At 65.9% G+C, this 15331-nt stretch carries 20 protein-coding genes; 10 read left to right on the top strand and 10 right to left on the bottom strand.

The window, feature by feature from the left end; translation table 11 throughout:
- Positions 1 to 19: 19 nt before the first annotated feature.
- Positions 20 to 1120: a tRNA preQ1(34) S-adenosylmethionine ribosyltransferase-isomerase QueA gene (gene queA, locus KWG56_RS09060; protein WP_219354507.1), complete on the bottom strand. Its 1101-nt coding sequence runs from the start codon at positions 1118 to 1120 to the stop codon at positions 20 to 22.
- A gap of 168 nt (positions 1121 to 1288) precedes the next feature.
- Here queA and KWG56_RS09055 point away from each other — a divergent pair, with 168 nt between their 5' ends.
- Positions 1289 to 1648 carry a hypothetical protein gene (locus tag KWG56_RS09055; protein WP_219354506.1) on the top strand — a complete coding sequence of 120 codons (360 nt, stop codon included), beginning with the start codon at positions 1289 to 1291 and terminating at the stop codon, positions 1646 to 1648.
- A 77-nt stretch (positions 1649 to 1725) separates the two neighbouring features.
- Here the strand turns inward: KWG56_RS09055 and KWG56_RS09050 are convergent, their stop codons facing one another.
- Complete coding sequence (locus KWG56_RS09050) at positions 1726 to 3012, bottom strand: D-amino acid dehydrogenase (protein ID WP_219354505.1); 1287 nt, start codon at positions 3010 to 3012, stop codon at positions 1726 to 1728.
- A gap of 128 nt (positions 3013 to 3140) precedes the next feature.
- Between KWG56_RS09050 and KWG56_RS09045 the strand changes: the two genes are divergently transcribed.
- From KWG56_RS09045 to KWG56_RS09025, 5 genes are all read left to right on the top strand, one after another.
- Positions 3141 to 3590, top strand: coding sequence for an Lrp/AsnC family transcriptional regulator (locus KWG56_RS09045; protein WP_219354504.1), 450 nt, complete (start codon positions 3141 to 3143; stop codon positions 3588 to 3590).
- Positions 3591 to 3620: 30 nt separating this feature from the next.
- A complete protein-coding gene (locus KWG56_RS09040) occupies positions 3621 to 4091 on the top strand; it encodes a hypothetical protein (RefSeq protein ID WP_219354503.1) in 471 nt (156 codons plus the stop codon).
- 80 nt (positions 4092 to 4171) lie between these two features.
- Positions 4172 to 4516 (top strand): RidA family protein, encoded by a 345-nt coding sequence (locus KWG56_RS09035; protein WP_201099432.1) that lies wholly within the window; start codon positions 4172 to 4174, stop codon positions 4514 to 4516.
- A 64-nt stretch (positions 4517 to 4580) separates the two neighbouring features.
- Positions 4581 to 6260 carry a lysine--tRNA ligase gene (locus tag KWG56_RS09030; protein WP_219354502.1) on the top strand — a complete coding sequence of 560 codons (1680 nt, stop codon included), beginning with the start codon at positions 4581 to 4583 and terminating at the stop codon, positions 6258 to 6260.
- 140 nt (positions 6261 to 6400) lie between these two features.
- Positions 6401 to 6877 (top strand): SH3 domain-containing protein, encoded by a 477-nt coding sequence (locus KWG56_RS09025; RefSeq protein ID WP_201099434.1) that lies wholly within the window; start codon positions 6401 to 6403, stop codon positions 6875 to 6877.
- Between the two features lie 128 nt (positions 6878 to 7005).
- On the opposite strand, the gene KWG56_RS09020 is transcribed toward KWG56_RS09025, so the two are convergent.
- The 5 genes from KWG56_RS09020 to KWG56_RS09000 all read right to left on the bottom strand — a co-directional run bounded on the left by KWG56_RS09020 (position 7006) and on the right by KWG56_RS09000 (position 9597).
- The gene (locus KWG56_RS09020) at positions 7006 to 7641 is read right to left on the bottom strand and encodes a S24 family peptidase (RefSeq protein WP_219354501.1); all 636 of its coding nucleotides are present in this window, start codon (positions 7639 to 7641) and stop codon (positions 7006 to 7008) included.
- Between the two features lie 48 nt (positions 7642 to 7689).
- On the bottom strand, positions 7690 to 8121 hold the full coding sequence (locus KWG56_RS09015) for a hypothetical protein (RefSeq protein ID WP_219354500.1): 432 nt from the start codon (positions 8119 to 8121) through the stop codon (positions 7690 to 7692).
- Between the two features lie 87 nt (positions 8122 to 8208).
- On the bottom strand, positions 8209 to 8568 hold the full coding sequence (locus KWG56_RS09010) for a hypothetical protein (RefSeq protein WP_201099437.1): 360 nt from the start codon (positions 8566 to 8568) through the stop codon (positions 8209 to 8211).
- Positions 8569 to 8755: 187 nt separating this feature from the next.
- On the bottom strand, positions 8756 to 9151 hold the full coding sequence (locus KWG56_RS09005; protein WP_201099438.1) for a PaaI family thioesterase: 396 nt from the start codon (positions 9149 to 9151) through the stop codon (positions 8756 to 8758).
- Positions 9148 to 9597 carry a PaaI family thioesterase gene (locus KWG56_RS09000; RefSeq protein ID WP_219354499.1) on the bottom strand — a complete coding sequence of 150 codons (450 nt, stop codon included), beginning with the start codon at positions 9595 to 9597 and terminating at the stop codon, positions 9148 to 9150. Before KWG56_RS09000 ends, KWG56_RS09005 begins: the two co-directional genes overlap by 4 nt.
- Positions 9598 to 9682: 85 nt before the next feature.
- Here KWG56_RS09000 and KWG56_RS08995 point away from each other — a divergent pair, with 85 nt between their 5' ends.
- Positions 9683 to 10741, top strand: a complete 1059-nt coding sequence (locus tag KWG56_RS08995; RefSeq protein WP_219355251.1) for a ligase-associated DNA damage response exonuclease — start codon at positions 9683 to 9685, stop codon at positions 10739 to 10741.
- Here KWG56_RS08995 and KWG56_RS08990 read toward each other — a convergent pair.
- Positions 10715 to 12361, bottom strand: a complete 1647-nt coding sequence (locus KWG56_RS08990) for a response regulator (protein WP_219354498.1) — start codon at positions 12359 to 12361, stop codon at positions 10715 to 10717. The two genes, KWG56_RS08995 and KWG56_RS08990, sit on opposite strands and share 27 nt — an antisense overlap.
- Before the next feature lie 220 nt (positions 12362 to 12581).
- On the opposite strand from KWG56_RS08990, the gene queC reads away from it, so the two are divergent.
- The 3 genes from queC to KWG56_RS08975 are packed head-to-tail and all read left to right on the top strand — an operon-like array spanning position 12582 to position 14325.
- Positions 12582 to 13325 (top strand): 7-cyano-7-deazaguanine synthase QueC, encoded by a 744-nt coding sequence (queC, locus tag KWG56_RS08985; RefSeq protein WP_219354497.1) that lies wholly within the window; start codon positions 12582 to 12584, stop codon positions 13323 to 13325.
- Complete coding sequence (queE, locus tag KWG56_RS08980) at positions 13322 to 13957, top strand: 7-carboxy-7-deazaguanine synthase (protein ID WP_219354496.1); 636 nt, start codon at positions 13322 to 13324, stop codon at positions 13955 to 13957. The genes queC and queE overlap by 4 nt, the downstream gene beginning before the upstream one ends.
- Positions 13957 to 14325, top strand: coding sequence for a 6-pyruvoyl trahydropterin synthase family protein (locus KWG56_RS08975; RefSeq protein WP_244999712.1), 369 nt, complete (start codon positions 13957 to 13959; stop codon positions 14323 to 14325). The genes queE and KWG56_RS08975 overlap by 1 nt, the downstream gene beginning before the upstream one ends.
- On the opposite strand, the gene KWG56_RS08970 is transcribed toward KWG56_RS08975, so the two are convergent.
- The gene (locus KWG56_RS08970) at positions 14322 to 15014 is read right to left on the bottom strand and encodes an alpha/beta fold hydrolase (RefSeq protein WP_219354494.1); all 693 of its coding nucleotides are present in this window, start codon (positions 15012 to 15014) and stop codon (positions 14322 to 14324) included. The genes KWG56_RS08975 and KWG56_RS08970 overlap by 4 nt on opposite strands.
- Positions 15015 to 15024: 10 nt before the next feature.
- Positions 15025 to 15300, bottom strand: a complete 276-nt coding sequence (locus tag KWG56_RS08965) for a hypothetical protein (RefSeq protein WP_219354493.1) — start codon at positions 15298 to 15300, stop codon at positions 15025 to 15027.
- Positions 15301 to 15331 lie beyond the last annotated feature (31 nt).

Below are 15331 nucleotides of genomic sequence, written 5' to 3'. Positions count from 1 at the left end.
GCTCCGCGCTTCCTGCGGATTACGCCCGGAACAGCAACGACCCGTCGCCGTACGAATAGAACCGATATCCGTCCGCGATCGCGTGGGCGTAGGCGGCCTTCATCACGGCCTGACCGGCGAAGGCGCTGACCAGCATGAACAGGGTGGATTTCGGCAGGTGGAAGTTAGTCATCAGCACATCGACCGCGCGGAACCGATAGCCCGGCGTGATGAAGATGGCCGTGTCGCCGTGGAAGGGTTTGATCTCGCCGTCCTCGGCGGTGGCGCTTTCCAGCAGGCGCAAACTGGTGGTGCCGACGCAGATGATGCGGCCGCCAGAGGCGTGGACGGCGTTCAGGGCGGCGGCGGTTTTGCCTGAGACCTCGCCCCATTCGCTGTGCATCTTGTGGTCGGACAGGTCGTCGGCCTTGACCGGCAGGAAGGTGCCGGCGCCGACGTGCAGGGTCACGGCGTGGGTCGAGACGCCGCGCGCCCGTATGGCGTCCAGCAGGGCGGGGGTGAAATGCAGGCCCGCCGTGGGGGCGGCGACCGATCCGTCATGCTGGGCATAGACGGTCTGATAGTCCGAGCGGTCGCGGTCGTCCTCAGGCCGTTTGGCGGCGATATAGGGCGGCAGGGGCATGACCCCGACATCGCGGATGGCGTCGTCCAGCACCGGGCCGGACAGGTCGAATTTCAGCGTGATTAGACCGTCGTCGCCCTTGGCCGTGACGGTGGCGTCCAGACGGCCCAGGTCGCAGGCGGCGTCACCGTGCGCGCCGAACCTGATCCTGTCGCCCGGCTTGATGCGCTTGCCCGGCTTCATGAAGGCGGACCAGATGTCGGGCGCGTCGCGGTGGTGCAGCGTGGCCTCGACCTCGACCGTCAGGGTGTCGCCGTCCGGCCCGTCGACCACGGGGTTCGGACGCTGGCGCACGCCCGACAGGCGGGCGGGGATCACACGGGTGTCGTTGAACACCAGGGCGTCGCCCGGGCGCAGGAAGTCGGGCAGGTCGCGGATGATCCGATCCTGAAGCGCATCCCCATCAACCACCAGCAGGCGGGCAGAATCGCGCGGATCAGCCGGACGCAGGGCGATGCGGTCCTCGGGCAGGTCGAAATCGAAATCAGCAGTCTTCATCGGGCGCTCTATACGGGCGTCGGACGTGGTGCGCTATGATTTGGGGCGAGGATTGCTCGAGGCGGACACGTCGGATGTCTGAGGAGGGTGGGAAGGGGTCATGCGGCAAACGACCACACACGCCTGCGTCATGTTGATTACATGGTCAGGCTGTGTGACCTCTCCACTATGAATACCACAGCAATCTTTTCGCTTGCCGTTTATGCCGCTTTGGCCGGGTTGATGTATGTGCGAGCCAACAGCCGCCTTCGTCACCACGCCAAGCTGCCTATGCAGTGGGGGCTTAATAAGCAGCCGAACTGGTACGCTCCTCGGCACGTGGCGCTAATCGTGACGCCCATACTCGGCGGGATCGGCTTCTTGGCTGTGGCTCTGATGGCTGCAACGGTCCCGAAGCCGCCCAGCGCACCGGCTGGTCAAGTTATTGGTTTGCTGGTCGGATTGGGGGCGTTCGGCATAGCCGTCTTCGCGGGCTATCTCTGGCTAGTTGCTCGCTGGGATCGTTCCACCGCCAGCACCGCAGAATAGGGTCATGTCCGCCTTGGGTCGATAAGAGACACCACGTCCTTTTCGACGTGCAGACGTCGGTAGATCGTCTCAGCCTCTCACCCAAACCCCGGCGCAAACGCACCCGCCCATGATCCATAGCGGTTCAGGGACAGGTCGTGGGTCTCGATCTCGGGCTTGGCACCGCCCAGCGTGTCGGCCAGGACGCGGGCGGAGCCGCAGGCCATGGTCCAGCCCAGGGTGCCGTGGCCGGTGTTCAGATAGAGGCCGGGAAGCGCAGTGGCGCCGATGACGGGCGTGCCGTCGGGGGTCATGGGGCGCAGGCCGGACCAGTAGCTGGCACCCTTCAGATCGCCGCCGTCGGGGAACAGGCTGCCGACCGACTGTTCCAGCGTCTCGCGGCGCAGGTGTGGCAGACTGTTGTTATAACCGGACAGTTCGGCCATGCCGCCGACGCGAATGCGGTCGCCCAGGCGCGTGATGGCGACCTTGTAGCTTTCGTCCATGACGGTCGAGACGGGCGCGCGGGCGGCGTCGGTGATCCGAGCCGTGATCGAATAGCCCTTCACCGGATAGACCGGCAGTTTCAGGCCCAGCGGCGCGACCATCTGCGGCGAATAGGAGCCCAGCGCCACCACGACGGCGTCGGCCAGAAGCGCGCCGATGCTGGTCCGGGCTCCCACGACGCGGCCGTTGGTTTCGGTCAGGCCGTGGATCTGGACGCCATTGTGGAAGACCACGCCCTGTTGCGCCGCCAGTTTCGCCAAGGCGTTGGTGAACAGGAAGCAGTCGCCCGTCTCGTCGTTCGGCAGGCGCAGGCCGCCGACGAAGGGGACGTCTGACGCGGCCAGACCCGGCTCTGCAGCGATGCATCCTGCGGGGTCCAGAACCTCGCAAGGGACGCCCTGGGCGCGCAGGACATCGACGTCCTTGTGCACGTCGGCCAGCTGTTTTTCGGTGCGGAACAGCTGCAGCGTGCCTTGCTCGCGTCCGTCATAGGCGATGCCGGTCTGGCGACGCAGCAGGTCCAGCTGGTCGCGGCTGTATTCGGCGAGGCGCACCATCCGCCCCTTGTTCAGCGCATAGCGGGCGTGGGTGCAGTTGCGCAGCATGGCCAGGGTCCAGCGGATCATGGCCATGTCCAGTTGCGGGCGGATGATCAGGGGCGCGTGGCGCATCAGCAGCCATTTCATCGCCTTGACCGGGATCGAGGGGGCGGCCCACGGCGCGGAATAGCCGGGCGAGACCTGGCCCGCATTGGCGAAGCTGGTCTCCAGCGCCGGGCCGCTTTCGCGGTCGACCACGACCACCTCATGCCCGGCCTGATTGAGATACCAGGCGGTGGTGACGCCGATGACGCCTGAACCAAGCACCAGAACCCGCATGTGACGCTTCCAAGTTAGTCTTGGCCCAAAGTTACCCTTGCGTCGTTCGATGATCCTGCCTGTTTGCGCAATGATCGGCGGCTGATAGAGAGTTTGCACAATTATCTGCGGTCAGAAGGCGGAAAATTGTGACCCTGCTCGATCCTGTCGATCAACGCATCCTGCAGCGCCTGCGCGCGGACGGGCGGATCAGTAATGCGGACCTGGCGTCCGAGGTCGGGCTGTCGCCGTCCGCCTGTCTGCGGCGGGTGCGTCGGCTGGAGGAGCGGGGGGTGATCCGGGGCTATGCCGCCATCCTGGCCAATGACGCCGACGACGGGGTGGTGGCTTATGTCGAGATCACGCTGGAGAAGCAGACCGACGACCATATGCGTCGCTTCGAGGCGGCTGTTCGGAACCATCCGGAAATCCGCGACTGCTATCTGATGGCGGGGGAGGCGGACTATATCGTGCGAGCCGTGGCCCCCGACATCGCCGCCTATGAGGTGATCCACAAGGACGTGCTGTCGCGCCTGCCCGGCGTGTCGCGCATCCACTCCAGCCTGGCGATCCGCAACGTGCTGGCGGCGGGGGGCTGAACCTCTTTCCCGCGACGGGGTTGAGGTGTGATGAAAAGCCTCAGCCTGCTGCCTTCAGTCCTTATCGGCGTCGTGGCCAGCGCCCGATCCATGACGCCCATGGCGGCGATTGCGGCGGCGCGCTTGGCGCATCAGGGCACGCCGGGACGGCTGGTGCTGCTGGATCATCCGCTGTTCAAGGTCGGCGCCTTGTTCATGGGTGTGGGCGAACTGCTGGGCGACAAGATGAAGTCGGCCCCGGACCGCACCGTGTTCCTGGGTCTGCTGGCGCGGGTGATGAGCGCAGGCATCGCCGGAGCGGCCCTGGCGCCGCATGGGCGTGAGCGGTTGGGCGCGGGGCTGGCGATCGGTACTGCCGTGCCGCTGGCCTATCTGACGCTGGCGGGACGCAAGCAGGCGATGGCGCGGATCGGCCAGACCCGAAGCGGGCTGATTGAGGACGCCTTTGTCGTGGCGGCAGGCGCGGCGGTGGTGGCGATGGCGCTGCGCGGGCGGCGGTAGGTTTCACGCAAGGGAAGGCGGTCCTAGACACGCGGCTGCCCATGCCGATAGTGCGGCGACCATCTGACAGGAGTTGTTCCATGATCACCCGCATCCAGCCCGGCGCCCGCATGAGCGAGGCGGTGATCCATGGCGACACCATCTATCTGTCGGGACAGGTGGGCGAACCGGGCGATGACGTGATCGCCCAGACCAAGACCGCCCTGGCCGAGATCGAAGCCCTGCTGGCCGAGGCGGGCAGCGACAAGTCGAAGATCCTGATGGCCCAGATCTGGCTGGCCGACATCGCTGATTTCGAGGCGATGAACAGCGTCTGGGACGCCTGGGTCGACACCGCCAATCCGCCCGCCCGCGCGACGGGGGAAAGCAGGCTGGCGGCGCCGGAGTATCTGGTCGAGATCATCGTCACCGCCGCAAAGGGCTGAAAGCCCGCCAGCAATGGGCGGCAGACGGTTGACCGCGCGGTTTGCAGCCTGCAAACCGCCGCCCATGCTACAGAACCTCGAAACTCTCGCCCGCGAGGCCAAGTCCTGGCCGTTTGAGCAAGCCCGCAATCTTCTGGCCCATGTGCTGAAGAAACGGCTGGCGGAGGCCGAGCGCGCCGAGGCGAAGGCCCTGATCGACGCGGGCAAGGCCGACGAGGCCCTGGCCAAGTTCGAGGCCCTGCGCCGCCCGGTGATCCTGGAGACGGGTTACGGCCCGTCCGGCCTGCCGCACATGGGCACATTCGGCGAAGTGGCGCGCACGACCATGGTGCGCAACGCCTTCCGCGCCCTGACCGGCGATCACTGGAAGACGCGCCTGATCGCGTTCAGCGACGACATGGACGGCCTGCGCAAGGTGCCGGAAGGCGTGCCGAACCCGGAGATGCTGCGTGAAGACCTGAACCTGTCGCTGACGCGCGTGCGCGACCCGTTCGGCACGCATGACAGTTTCGGCGCGCACAACAATGCGCGCCTGCGGGCGTTCCTGGACAGTTTCGGGTTCGACTATGAGTTCATGTCCTCGACCGAGACCTACAGGTCCGGGCGGTTCGACGCGACCCTGCTGACCCTGCTGGAGCGGTTCGACGCGGTTCAGGCCATCATGCTGCCGACGCTGGGCGAGGAGCGGCGCGCGACCTATTCGCCCTTCCTGCCGGTCAGCCCCATCACCGGCCATGTGCTGCAGGTGCCGACGCTGGACCGCAACGTCGAGAAGGGGACGATCACCTTCGAAGACCCGGCGGGCGAACCGGGCAACCGCACCGAGGTTCCGGTCACCGGCGGCCATGTGAAGCTGCAATGGAAGCCCGACTGGGCCATGCGCTGGGTCGCGCTGGACATCGACTACGAGATGTCGGGCAAGGACCTGATCGAGAGCGTGCGTGAAAGCTCCAAGGTCTGCCGCGCCCTGGGCGGCACGCCGCCGGAGGGCTTCAACTATGAACTGTTCCTGGATATCGAGGGCAAGAAGATCTCGAAGTCCAAGGGCAACGGCCTGACGATGGACGAATGGCTGCGCTACGGCACGCCCGAGAGCCTGTCGTGGTATATGTTCCAGTCGCCCAAGTCGGCCAAGTCGTTGCACTTCAACGTCATTCCGCGCGCGATCGACGACTATCTGGCCTTCATCGAAAGCTACAAGACGCAGGAGCCGGCCAAGCGGATCGACAACGCCGTATGGTCGATCCATGCCGGCGATCCGCCGACCCACACCTCGCCGGTGTCGTTCGCCCTGCTGCTGAACCTGGTGGGCGTGGCCAATGCGTCCAGCAAGGCGCAGCTGTGGGCCTATTTCGCCAAATATCTGCCGAATGCGACGCCTGAGAACGAGCCGCTGCTGGACCGGCTGATGGACCACGCGCTGAACTACTACGAGGACTTCGTGAAGCCCTCCAAGTCGTACCGCCTGCCGGACGACAAGGAGAAGGCGGCGCTGCTGGATTTGGCGGCGCGTTTGAAGGCCTTGCCCGCCGATACGACGGACGGCGAGCTGATCCAGAACGAGGTCTATGCTGTGGGCAAGGAGCACGCCTTCGAGCCGCTGCGGGCCTGGTTCGGGGCGCTGTACGAAGTGCTGCTGGGCGCGTCGCAGGGGCCGCGCTTTGGTTCGTTCGCCGCCATCTATGGCCTGCCGCAGACGATTGCGCTGATCGAGGCAGGCGCGAACGGCGAACTGGCGAAATAGGATTGAGAAGGGCGGCGTCATGCCGCCCTTCGCTGCCGTCTCAACAAACATGAACCGAAAATAACGGCGAGGCTGGGGGAGCCTTCAGGTTGGGCTGTGCATTGTGACCTTCATCGACAACGCGATGACAGGAGACAGCCATGTCGAACAAGTTTCTGAATACGGGTCTGGCCACGGCTGCGGCTCTGGCCGCACTGGTCACCGCTGCCCCGATGGCGGCTCAGGCCCAGGCCAACGGCATCACCAACTGCGACGCCCCCGGCGGTCGTCAGACGGCAGGCGCGCTGATCGGCGCGGTGGTCGGCGGCGTGGTCGGCTCTAACCTGGCGCGCAATGAACGCACCGCCGGCACAGTGGTCGGCGCCGGCGCCGGCGCAGCGGCCGGTTCCTACATCGGCTGCAACCAGCAACGCACCCGCGCGGCGGCCAACGCCTCGCAGGGCGGCCAGTACCGCGCCACCTCCAATCTGCGCATCCGCAGCGGCCCCGGCGCCAACTATCGTCAGGCCGGCAGCCTGTCGGCCGGTCAACCCTTCACCGTCGTGGGCTCGCAGGGCGAGTGGGTTCAGATCGCTGGCGGCGGGTGGGTGAACGCCCACTACGTCACGGCCAACTAAGGTCAAAAGTGGCGGCTGTCGGCGCGGTCGGGCTTTCCTGCCCCTCCAGCTTCGAACGCGCGGGCGGCCACAGCTCACGGTTCGCCGTTTGAGCATAAAAGCCCCGTCCGGTTCGCCGGGCGGGGTTTTTACTGGCTGACCCACAGGATGCGGGCCATCCATTCGATATCGCTGCGGGGCACGATGCGGGGCGGATATTCGGGGTTGATCGAGGACAGGGTGACGGCGCGCGACGTCAGGCCGGTCAACTCCTTGGCCACAGTCTCGCCGGTGGTCAGGCGGACCGCGACCCGGTCGCCGCGGCGCACGCGCGTCTCCTGCTGGTCCACGATGACGCGGTCGCCCTCGCGGTAGAGGGGTGACATGGAATCGCCCGTGATCTTGAGGCTGAACAGGGTGTCGCGCGGGCGCGGGAGTTCAGTCTGGTCCCAGCCGTCGCCGACAGGCAGGCCCGCATCGTCGAAGAAGCCGTCCTGACCGGCCTTGGCCAAACCCAGCAGGGGAATTGTCGCGGGAACGGGGACGGCGTCCTCGGCCAGTTCCGCGAACTCGGCCAGAGACACCCCGGTCGCCTGCAGGATCAGGGTCACGCTCTCGGTCGACGGCCAGCGGGGGCGAGGGGGATCGCCCGCATTGAATCGTTTGGATGGGTTGAAGCTGGTGGCGTCCAGACCAGCGCGTCTAGCCAGAGCTGACGGCGTCAGACCCTCGCGACGAGCAAGGGCGTCGACAGCTTTCCAGAGTTTGGCGTGAGACAGGGGCATCGGCGATTCCGCGATTGCGACGCCGACAGGATAGCTAGGAAAATATCCCTATTCAATGCCGCGCGAAGCCTTACGCTCCTGCCACGCCCAGAAGGTGCCGACGGCGATGCAGATTAGGACGCCGTAACCTGTTAAATTCAGAACAGTATAGAGTGATGCGGATGGCATTCGCGCATCCACCAGCAGCAAAAGGTGGCTCATGACCGACAAGAGTTGCAACCCTGCCGCCCACACCGGCCAAGAGCGTCGAGCTTTCCAAGCTAGACTACACAGCAGGCAAAGAAATAGGACGTCCAGCGCGAACACGCCATAGTTGGTCCAATTTGCGTCGAGGTAGGTCTGGATCAGAATAGTAGCGATCCAAAGCAGGCAGTAGGCGCCAGCCCCAAATCGTTCAGGCTCGTCCCCCTTAAGAAGGGCGAACGCACATATCAGTACGACAAAAACCGCACCGACCTGAGCATACAGCATATTAAGCATGGATAGTCGCCCCCGTGATCATCGCGGGGGCGACCATGAACTGTGGTCGGTTAAGCCGAAATAGAAAACGGCAACCTTACATTAATTTCATGCGACAGAGCGCAGGTGCGTGAGCTCAGCCTTGGTTTCACGGGGCTTTGGATCAAGCCAGTCGTCGGGCTTGCCGCCCGGCCCGACATTATAGGTGCCGTAGCCCATACGGCGGTGGTCTTTTTGAAGCTCTGCGTGGCAGGCCACGATCGACTCGCGGGCGGCGGCGAGGGCCGCGATGGTTTCCATGGCCTTGGCCTGCGACGCCGTGGCGGCGACGGGCGAAAGCGACAGCGCCGTGCGGGCGCCGATGAAGGATTGAATCAGCGTCGTCGCCTGGGTGATGGCGGCGTCGATGGCATGCTCGGTCGCGTGCAGGTCACTGGCGACGCTGGCGACGACTTCAGTCCGGTCCATGAGAGGAGCCCCGTGTAAGGTTTACAACGAGTGAAGCTTTACCATCTATTAACCTTGTCTGGTAGTGACTTGTTAACCTTTTGGGCCGCAGCGAATCTAAACCCCACGTTTCTCAAAATGGCACACTCTGCAGGCTGTATAGGAATGTAGACGCGTATCCTTGGTGGTGACGCCGCGCTGATTTCATCTAAGAGTTGTTGTCCAGCAGGAAATGGGCGGTCAGGCTGGCGATCGGCTGACCGCGCTGCTCCTGCCAGGCCTCGGCCTGGACATGGGCGATTCGACGTCCGGCGCGGCTGATGCTGGCGCGGGCGAAGACGTCCAGCGGTCGGCCGGTGCGCAGATAGGCGACCGTGCCGTTGATCTGACGCGGCAGGCGGGCGCCGGGGAAAGCCAGCGCCACCTGGGCCATCGCGGTCATCTCCAGCAGGGCGGCGGTCGAGCCGCCGTGCAGGGCCGGCAGCATGGGGTTGCCGATCAGTTTGTCCGCAAAGGGCATGACCACGGTCAGTTCGTCGCCGCTGATATGGGTCTGCAGGTTCAGGAACCGGGCGTAGGGCAGGTGATCCAAAATGTAGGTCATGCCTTGGTCTCCGAACGCGTACGGGGCTTGTTCAACACATAGGCGGCCTGGGCCGCGGCGACCGGGTCGGCAGGATCCGTCTCGAACGCCCAGGCGCGGACGAAGGCGATGGTGGGGGTCAGGCGGTAGCAGAGCCCCTGCGCCTTCAGATCCTCACGCGGCCGGGCCGCGCGCATATAGTCGATGCGCAGATCCAGAGTGGCGATGGGCTGGAACTCGTCCATCACGGCCCAGACGGCGAGGCCGCCGACATGGTCGAGCATGGTGGTGACCAGGCCGCTCGCCAGGACGCCGGTGTCGGGATCGCCGACCAGATCTTCGCGCCACGGCACATGGATGCGGGGCTCGCCGCCGTGCAGGCCGTCGAACTGGAAGCCCAGTGCCTGGGTGTGGGCCGCGCCTGACGCCAGTTGCGGCAGGATGGTGGTGGAGAAGGTCTCGGTCATACGGTGAAACAACTCATGCAGCCTGATCCTGGGTTGTTCCTGTATGAAGGGGCGACCAGACGGCGTCGAGAGCGTTAGGTTCGTCATGATCCGCCCGGAAGACCTGCTGCATCCCACGCCTGCCGGCCTGTATTGTCCGCCGGGCGACTTCTACATCGACCCGGTGCGGCCGGTGGATCGGGCGGTCGTGACCCACGGCCATTCGGATCATGCGCGGGCGGGGCATGGTGCGGTGCTGGCGACACGGCAGACGCTGGCGATCATGGCTGAACGCTATGGCGCCGACTTCACGGCGCGGGAACAGGCGGTCGAATATGGCGAGCGGACGACGCTGAACGGGGTGGAGTTGCGGCTGATCCCGGCGGGTCATGTGCTGGGCTCGGCCCAGATCGAGGTGCGGTGGAAGGGGCTGACCATGGTGGTGTCGGGCGATTACAAGCGCCGTCGCGACCCGACCTGCGCCCTGTTCGAGCCGATCCCGTGCCATGTCTTCATATCGGAGGCGACGTTCGGCCTGCCGGTGTTCAACCATCCGTTGGCTGAAGAGGAGGTGGCGCGGCTGGTGCGGTCGCTGGGCCAATTCCCGGAGCGGGCGCATCTGGTCGGCGCCTATGCGCTGGGCAAGGCGCAGCGGGTCATCAAGCTGTTGCGAGAGGCGGGATGGGATCGCCCCATATATGTGCATGGGGCGATGGAGCGGCTGAACGCGCTGTATGAGCGCGAAGGGGTGGATCTGGGGCCGTTGCGGACGACGCGCGACCTGCTCAAAGGCTCTCTGGGCGGAGAGGTGGCGATTGCGCCGCCATCGGCCATTCAGGACCGTTGGGCGCGACGGTTCGCCGATCCGGTGACGGCCTTCGCTTCGGGTTGGATGGGGGTTCGGGCCAGAGCGCGGCAGAGGGGTGTGGAGTTGCCGCTGGTGATATCGGACCATGCCGACTGGACCGAACTGACCGACACCTTCACCGAACTGAAACCCGACGAGGTCTGGATCACGCACGGACGTGAGGAAGGCTTGCTGCGCTGGGCCGAGATCAACGGCCAGAAGGCGCGGGCGCTGCGTCTGGTGGGTTATGACGATGAGGACGACGAGGCGGTTTCAGGCCCGGCCGAAGGATCAGGCGAAGCGACGGCCGCTTCGTAAGGCGTCTTCCGGGTCTGCGGCTTCCCCATCCTCTTCCGACGAGGCGGTGCTGGTCAGGGCCGCGTTCATGGCCATGCGCAGGCGTTCCGGCTTGATCGGCTTTTCGACCACGGCCGCCATGCCGATGGACAGATAGTGTTTGGCGTCGTCGGGGTCGGCGTTGGCGGTCAGGGCGACGATGGGCAGGCGGCCCAGCTTGCCGGGCAGGGCGCGGATGGCCTGGGTCGCCTGGACGCCGTCCATGCGCGGCATCTTGATGTCCATCAGGACCATGTCGAACGCGCGCTTCTGGACCATTTCGAGGGCTTCGAGACCGTCCTCAGCCAATTCGGAGCTGCAGCCGAACATTTCGCACAGGGCCTGAGCCACGACGCGGTTGGTGGCGTTGTCATCGACGATCAGGATGTGCGGCGCCGACTGAAGTTGCAGATCGGACAGGGCGGCGACGTTGGATTCCTCCTCCGTCTCGACAAAGGCGCGTTCGGCGGTGAGGTCGAAGGCGAAGGTGGCGCCGCGACCCTGGTTGTTCTCGGCCCAGATGCGGCCGTTCATGCGCTCGATCACCTGACGGCAGATCGACAGGCCCAAGCCCGCGCCGTCGGGGCCAGAGCCGTGGACGAAGGGCTCGAACAGGGTGTCGACGCGGTCCATGTCGACGCCTGGCCCGTCGTCGCGGACGCGGGCCTCCATGCGGACCTGATTGCCTTCGACCCAGGCCTTGAGGCGGGCCTCGACCACGCCGTTGCGGGCGAACTTCAGCGCGTTGCCGACCAGATTGGCGAAAACCTGCTTCAGGCGGACGCCGTCGATATTGGCGACCAGCTCGGTGTCGCCCTCATAGCCGACCAGAAGCGTGACGCCGTCCTGAGAGGCGCGCGGCTCCCACATCGCCTGGATGTCGTCCATGAGGGCGCGCAGCGGCGTGGGGGCGGATTGCAGCTCCAGCTCGCCCGCCTCGGCCTTGGCCAGGTCCAGCGCGTCCTGAAGTATGCGCAGCAGGGTTTCGGAGGAATCGACAATGGTCTGCAGATGGGCCTGGGCCGTCTCGGTCAGGGGCTGGCGGCGCAGCAGTTCGGCGACGGCCAGGACGCCGTTCATCGGCGTGCGCAGTTCGTGGCTCATGATGCCCAGGAACTGGCTCTTGGCGCGGGCGGCGGACAGGGCCTGGGTCTTGGTGTCGCTGAGAACAGCGGCCTGGGCGGCCAGTTCGCGGTTCTGCTCGCGCTGACGGTTGTTGACGGCCTGCAGCAGCGAGGCGGCGGTGCCGACGCCGTGATAGCGGCCGTTCTTTGTGATCAGGAAGCCGCGCAGCAGGGCGGAGGGGCCGCCCTTGAGCATGACGTCGCAGAAGGTTTCGATCCGCACGTCGGCTTCGACCACCGCCGGCTCGGGGTCCATGGCGTTGCTGATGGGGCGGGCGTCATACAGGGCGTGGCCCAGACGGCTGGCCATTTTTTCAAGGAAGGCGCTGCGCTCGACCAGACCGACGGGGACGCCGTCTTCGAGAACAGGGATCACAAGCGTGTCGGGCTCGCGCTCAAAACGCGCAAGAACCTCCGATCCGTAGATCGTCGGCGCGACCGGTTCAGGGCGCTCAGCAAGGGTCTCGATGGTGGGCATACTGCCTCAGAACTCCATACTCGACTGAATAGTGGAGCTGAACCATTTGCTGATTGGTTAAGCTGGTTTGAAAATTGGGCCCGATGACTACCGGTGACAATAAGGGAAAATGCGTGTTTTGCGCCCCGGGCAGGGGTGGTGTATGAGGCCCGCCCGACCCATCTAGGGTCTTCATCCCTTTGTGCATGCGCGCGGCCGACCGGCCGACCGCAGGTTTGTCATGAGCGTCACCCTGGAAAAGACCCCCGAAACGGCCCGCGAACAGCTCCAGACGGCGGCTTTGGTCCTGTTCTCGGGCGGCCAGGACAGCGCGACCTGCCTGGCCTGGGCGCTGGAGCGGTTCCAGCGCGTCGAGACGGTCGGTTTCGACTATGGCCAGCGCCATGCGGTCGAGATGCAGGCGCGCCAGACCGTGCGCGACAGCATGGCGAAGGCCCTGCCGCAGTACGCCGACCGGCTGGGCGACGATCATGTGGTGGACCTGACTGGATATGGCCGGATCGCCGAGAGCGCCCTGACCGCCGACCGCAAGATCGAGATGGATGCGCGCGGCCTGCCGACGACCTTCGTGCCGGGACGCAACCTGATCTTCCTGGTCGCGGCGGCGGCGCTGGCGGACCGGCGCGGGCTGGAGGTTCTGGTCGGCGGCATGTGCGAGACGGACTATTCCGGCTATCCCGACTGCCGCCACGACACGATGGTGGCGATGGCGCGGGCGCTGTCGCTGGGGCTGGACAAGCCGGTGGTGATCGAAACGCCGCTGATGTGGCTGACGAAAGCCCAGACCTGGGAGCTGGCCCAGCAGATCGGCAGGGCGGCGCTGGTCGAACTGATCATCGAGGACAGCCACACCTGCTATCAGGGCGACCGGACGCACCGGCACGCCTGGGGCTATGGCTGCGGCGAATGCCCGGCGTGCGAACTGCGGGCGGCGGGATATGACGAGTGGGCGTCGGGTCGATGACCTATTCGGCTAAGGAAGTCTTCCTGACGGTGCAGGGCGAGGGCGGGCAGGCGGGTCGGCCCGCAGTCTTCCTGCGCTTCGCCGGGTGCAATCTGTGGAGCGGACGCGAGCAGGACCGGGCCAACGCCGTCTGCACCTTCTGCGACACTGATTTCGTCGGCACGGACGGCGGCGGGGGCGGCAAGTTCACGACGCCTGACCTGCTGGCCGATCATGTCGCGTCGCTGTGGCGGGGGCGCGAGGGCGATCCCAAGCTGGTGGTCTGCACCGGAGGCGAGCCGCTGCTGCAGTTGGACCCGCCGTTGATCGCGGCCCTGCACGCGCGCAGATTTGAGATTGCGATAGAGTCGAACGGCACCCTGGCGGCGCCCGACGGCATCGACTGGATCTGCGTCAGTCCCAAGGCGGATGCGCCCGTGGTCCAGACGCGCGGGCAGGAGCTGAAACTGGTCTTTCCGCAGGACAAGGCCATGCCCGACCGGTTCGAGCATCTGGATTTCGAACGTTTCTGGCTGCAGCCGATGGACGGGCCGGATCAGGTCGCCAACACCGCCGCCGCCATCGAATACTGCCTGACCCATCCCCAATGGCGCCTGAGCGTCCAGACCCACAAATACATCGGCGTCCGCTAATGCCCGTCTTCGAGATCATCAAACAGGCGACGTTCGACGCCGCCCACCACTTCCCCAACGAACCCGAGGGCAGCATCTATCGCCGCGTCCACGGCCATTCCTTCACGGTCGAGGCGACGGTGCGCTCAGAGGTGCTGGACGTCGAGCATGGCTGGGTAGCCGACCTGGGCGCGCTGGACAGGGCGCTGAAGGCGGCGGCGGACACGCTGGACCACGGGATGCTGAACGAACATCCAGGGCTGGAGCTGCCCAGCCTGGAGAACCTGTGCCTGTGGTTCGTGGCGCAGCTGAAGCCCGAATGGCCGGGTCTGTGCCGCATTCAGGTGGCGCGCCCGACGATCAACGAGCGGTGCGTGCTGAGCCTCTAGGCGGCCAGCCAGTCCGCTAGAGCCGTATTGACGGCTTCCGGCTGTTCCAGCGTCGAGGCGTGACCGCATTCGGGGATGATGACCAGATGCGCGCCCGGCAGGGCCGAGGCGATCTCTCGCGCACGGATCGGCGGGGTCAGGGGATCACGGTCCCCGACCAGAACCAGTGTGGGCACGCGGATCCCAGGCAGATCGGGGCGTGAATCCGCTCGGCCGATGATCGCCTTTTGCTGGCGCACGAAGCCTTCAGCGCCGATCTGCAGGCCCATGCGGACCTGAATGTCGATAAGGGCCTGATTGTTCTTGTGCTGCGGGTGCAGCAGGCGAGGCGATATCTCGCGCATGACGGTCTCAAGCTGGCCGTCCGCAACCCGTTTGATCAGGGCCTGCCGCTGCTGGGTCTGTTCGGGCGCATCGGGACGGGCCGTGGTGTCCAGCAGCGTCAGCCGCTCCACACGTTCCGGCGCCTGCCGCATGATCTCGAACGCGATGTATCCGCCCATCGAAATGCCGCCCAGGGCGAAACGGGGCGGGGCGTCGCGCAGGATGGCGGCGGCCATTTGGGCCATTGTGCCGCCCTCCAGAGTCGAGGCGATGGTGACCGGCCTGTGCGGGCTGAACGCCGCGACCTGAGGGGCGAACATCTCGGCGGTGCAGGCCAGGCCGGGGATCAGGACAAGAGGTGTCATGGCGGTCAGCCTAGCACGTCTTTCCCTGACGCTGACGCTGTTCGCAGCGGCGTTGCTCGCGCTCGTAGTCGCGCTGTTCGCGCTCACGGCGGGCGCGGGTTTCCTCGTCCGAGGTGGTGACGGCGTCGACGCCTGCGCCGACCACCGCGCCTGTGGCCTTGGCCGCGCCGCCCACGACGGCGGCGGTTCCGCCGACCACCGCCCCGACGACGCAGCCCTGGAGCAGCAGGCCTGCGCCCAGGACCACGCCGAGCACGGCGAAACGCACGATGAGACGGTCGATCATTCCGGTTCTCCGCTGGAAGCCGTGACGATGG

It is taken from the genome of Brevundimonas nasdae (assembly GCF_019395145.1).
GTDB classification, from domain to species: Bacteria; Pseudomonadota; Alphaproteobacteria; order Caulobacterales; family Caulobacteraceae; genus Brevundimonas; species Brevundimonas nasdae.
This window is presented reverse-complemented; position numbering and strand designations above follow the sequence as displayed.

Bases quoted from the DNA above. Each gene is read 5' to 3' on its own strand.
- KWG56_RS09030 (WP_219354502.1), top strand. From the start codon at position 4,581: ATGCTACAGAACCTCGAAACTCTCGCCCGCGAGGCCAAGTCCTGGCCG.
- queC (WP_219354497.1), top strand. From the start codon at position 12,582: ATGAGCGTCACCCTGGAAAAGACCCCCGAAACGGCCCGCGAACAGCTC.
- KWG56_RS09005 (WP_201099438.1), bottom strand. From the start codon at position 9,151: ATGACCTACATTTTGGATCACCTGCCCTACGCCCGGTTCCTGAACCTG.
- KWG56_RS09035 (WP_201099432.1), top strand. From the start codon at position 4,172: ATGATCACCCGCATCCAGCCCGGCGCCCGCATGAGCGAGGCGGTGATC.
- queE (WP_219354496.1), top strand. From the start codon at position 13,322: ATGACCTATTCGGCTAAGGAAGTCTTCCTGACGGTGCAGGGCGAGGGC.
- KWG56_RS08995 (WP_219355251.1), top strand. From the start codon at position 9,683: ATGATCCGCCCGGAAGACCTGCTGCATCCCACGCCTGCCGGCCTGTAT.
- KWG56_RS09000 (WP_219354499.1), bottom strand. From the start codon at position 9,597: ATGACCGAGACCTTCTCCACCACCATCCTGCCGCAACTGGCGTCAGGC.
- KWG56_RS08970 (WP_219354494.1), bottom strand. From the start codon at position 15,014: ATGACACCTCTTGTCCTGATCCCCGGCCTGGCCTGCACCGCCGAGATG.
- KWG56_RS09020 (WP_219354501.1), bottom strand. From the start codon at position 7,641: ATGCCCCTGTCTCACGCCAAACTCTGGAAAGCTGTCGACGCCCTTGCT.
- KWG56_RS09025 (WP_201099434.1), top strand. From the start codon at position 6,401: ATGTCGAACAAGTTTCTGAATACGGGTCTGGCCACGGCTGCGGCTCTG.
- KWG56_RS09055 (WP_219354506.1), top strand. From the start codon at position 1,289: ATGAATACCACAGCAATCTTTTCGCTTGCCGTTTATGCCGCTTTGGCC.
- KWG56_RS08990 (WP_219354498.1), bottom strand. From the start codon at position 12,361: ATGCCCACCATCGAGACCCTTGCTGAGCGCCCTGAACCGGTCGCGCCG.
- KWG56_RS09040 (WP_219354503.1), top strand. From the start codon at position 3,621: ATGAAAAGCCTCAGCCTGCTGCCTTCAGTCCTTATCGGCGTCGTGGCC.
- KWG56_RS09015 (WP_219354500.1), bottom strand. From the start codon at position 8,121: ATGCTTAATATGCTGTATGCTCAGGTCGGTGCGGTTTTTGTCGTACTG.
- KWG56_RS08975 (WP_244999712.1), top strand. From the start codon at position 13,957: ATGCCCGTCTTCGAGATCATCAAACAGGCGACGTTCGACGCCGCCCAC.
- KWG56_RS08965 (WP_219354493.1), bottom strand. From the start codon at position 15,300: ATGATCGACCGTCTCATCGTGCGTTTCGCCGTGCTCGGCGTGGTCCTG.
- queA (WP_219354507.1), bottom strand. From the start codon at position 1,120: ATGAAGACTGCTGATTTCGATTTCGACCTGCCCGAGGACCGCATCGCC.
- KWG56_RS09010 (WP_201099437.1), bottom strand. From the start codon at position 8,568: ATGGACCGGACTGAAGTCGTCGCCAGCGTCGCCAGTGACCTGCACGCG.
- KWG56_RS09050 (WP_219354505.1), bottom strand. From the start codon at position 3,012: ATGCGGGTTCTGGTGCTTGGTTCAGGCGTCATCGGCGTCACCACCGCC.